Source organism: Hyphomonas sp., from assembly GCF_013823385.1.
Lineage (GTDB): Bacteria > Pseudomonadota > Alphaproteobacteria > Caulobacterales > Hyphomonadaceae > Hyphomonas.
The window spans coordinates 1-2,727 of record NZ_PNMA01000095.1; the positions used below are offsets into that span (position 1 = coordinate 1).

The 2,727-nt window shown below is 62.3% G+C and carries 2 protein-coding genes and 1 pseudogene; 2 read left to right on the forward strand and 1 reads right to left on the reverse strand.

Features of this window, described 5'->3' with window-relative positions; genetic code table 11:
- Positions 1 to 284, forward strand: a pseudogene (locus C0456_RS19935) (aminoglycoside phosphotransferase); the annotation flags it as partial.
- Entirely contained in the window at positions 281 to 1,156 is an 876-nt protein-coding gene (locus C0456_RS19940; RefSeq protein WP_291056260.1) for a nucleoside hydrolase, read from the forward strand. The pseudogene C0456_RS19935 and the gene C0456_RS19940, both read left to right, overlap by 4 nt.
- Before the next feature lie 104 nt (positions 1,157 to 1,260).
- Here C0456_RS19940 and C0456_RS19945 read toward each other — a convergent pair.
- The coding region (locus tag C0456_RS19945) for a TonB-dependent receptor (protein WP_291056264.1) at positions 1,261 to 2,727 on the reverse strand (1,467 nt) is incomplete at its 5' end.

A 2,727-nucleotide genomic window follows, 5' to 3' on the forward strand; every position in this document is an offset into this window, starting at 1 on the left:
TCTTCGTGATCGATCCGGAATTCTGCTGGATTGGCCCCCGTGAATGGGATGTGGGCGTGCTTGCTGCGCATCTCAGGCTCAGCGGCCAGCCTGAGAATTCTACCGAGAGGCTCATCAAGCGTTACGGCATCGCGCTTGATCGCCAGCTGCTGAATCAGATCATCGGCATAGAAATCATGCGGCGTTTGATCGGGGTTGCTCAACTGCCATTACAAATCGGGCTGGAAGACAAAGCCATGATGCTCGCCGACGCGCGTGACCTTGTCCTCGGAACAACGAAATGACTCTGCGACGGGTCTGGATTGATACTGATCCTGCGATCACCGCAGGCAATGGCGAGGTCGATGACGCCTTCGCGCTTATTCAGGCGCTCTATTCGCCCGAGCTGGAAGTTGCAGGTGTGTCGGCGGTCTATGGCAATACCGATATTGACCACACATTTGCGATGGCACGGGACATAGTGACCCGCGCCCGCCGCCCAGACATCCCTGTTTATCGGGGAAGCGGTTGCGGCGGAGATCGATCAGCGAACGAAGCCACCGCCGCGCTAACGCAGGCGCTAAACGAGGGACCATTGACGATCCTGGCGCTCGGCCCCCTCACCACCGTCGCAGCGACGCTTGGTCTGCGCGATGCCCCGACAGGAAATGTCGAGGAGATTGTGTTTGTGGGCGGCAGACGTGATGGACTGGAGTTTCTTGCGACACCAAAGCAGAAGAAGCCATTCGGTGACATGAACTTCGAATGTGACCCTGCCGCGGCGTCCGAACTGCTTGCTCTCGGCGTGCCGATGACGCTCGCGGGGTGGGAAGTATCTTCAAAGACGTGGCTGACGCCTCATGATCTCGATCGGTTGCGTAATGAAGGCGGAGAATGCGCCCGGTGGCTCGCCGCAAGTGCGCGAACTTGGCAGTCCGACTGGCAGCGCAATTTTGCCGCGCCGGGATTTACCCCCTTTGATACCTTGGCGGTGGGCTGGTTGCTGCTGCCTGATGCTTTCGTGCGGCACCGCTGGCCGACCAGGATTTCGCTTGATGCGCGCCGACCGCTTTTTGCCGCTGACCCATCCTTCGATGGGCCTATCGTCACCTATCTGCGCGAGGTCGACCACGTTCGCTTCCACGCGGATCTGATGCGGCGGTTGCTGAGCGCCTGAGGCAAGGCGGCAAAAGCGCCCGTCGAAACGAGCTTGCGCCAATTTGTCGCCGCCGCGAAGGCCCTGATGTCATGGCGAACGGTCATGGCGGCAACGAACCCGTTTCAGAACTTGTAGGCCAGCCCGAACTGGAACTGCCGCGGGGGACCGGCATTGCGTTGCACGAAGGGCGCACCGCCGCCGAACTGGATCTGGTTCGAGGTGGTCGCCGCGTTGGCGAAGCCGCTTTCGTTGTTGGTGTTGAGCACGTTGAACACGTCGGCGCTCGCCTCGATCCGCCCGCCGAGGACCGGCAGGCCATAGCGCACGCCGACATCAATCGTGGCAGACCATGGCAGGCGCCCCGAATTGCGGCTCTCACCGGGGAAACGATCCGAATTGCCGAGGAAGTTCTCGCCGAAGCTGGCTCCGTCACCGTTCAGATCCTGCGTGCCAAAGATCAGCGCATCGGGCACCAGATTGACCGGCTGGCCCGATTGGAACAGCCCCGCCAGCGTCACCGTCATCCCATCCACCGGGTAAAGATAGCCCACCGCCGAAATCACGTGCCGCCGGTCATTGGCCGAGGGTCCGAATTCGGTGCTGAAATCATTGGCGTTGGCGGCGCGGAAATTGATGTCATCGGTATCGTTGCGCAGGCGCGAGAGGGTGTAGCTGAGGCGGAAGGCGTAGGGATCGTCGCCGCGCGCCTTGATCGCTTGCAGAATCAGCGCAAGGTATTCCGCCTCCCCCGCCGTTTCGGACACGGTGATCTGCCGCGCCCCGCCGGGCACCAGGCCCACCGGGCGCGAGGCATCCGCATCGGCTTGCGAACGCACCAGCCCGAGACTCTGCGCGAGCGCGAAACGCGCGGCATTGTCGGGTTGCGAGCGAAGCAAGGCGATATTGGCATCGGTCAGATTGGCGAGGTTGGGGGTAAAGGACGAGGGCGTGTTCAGGTCGCGCAGCCGCACCAGATTCTCCGAACGGCTGTAGAGCGCGTCGACCGACAGGGTTAGCGTGCTGGTCGCCTGATACTGGTAGCCACCGCTGATCTGCACGCTCCAGGGATTGTCATAGCCGATGGGGCTGAGGATCCGCGCTTCGTTGACGATTGCCGTGTCGCGCAAGTCCTGCACTGCCTCGGGTGCGGGGCATTCCGCGACCGTGGCACAGGCAGGCGAAACCGTCAGATTCCCGTCAAAGGTGATATCGCCAAGGTCGACGCCCGCCGGGATCACCCCGCTGCTTTGCAATTGTCCGAGCTGGCTCAGGAAGCCCGCCGAGGTGGTGTTGCGCTGCAACGCGTCCGAGATCACCGCATAAGACAGCTTGCCAGTGAAAATCCCCGCCCCGAACCGCACAGAGGAACGCGCATCGGGCTGCCAGTTGAGCGCGAGGCGCGGCGCGATGTTGTCTGTGTCGCCGTCCCCCGCGCCCCGTTCGGTCAGCGTGTCATAATCCCAGCGCAGGCCCAGCGTAGCCGTGAAATCGGGGGCGAGCTGCCATTGATCCTCAAGGTAGAAGGCTATCAGCGTCTGGCTGGTGCCGAAACTTTGCGGGCGCAGCTCGACCGCGTAATTGGCGACCAC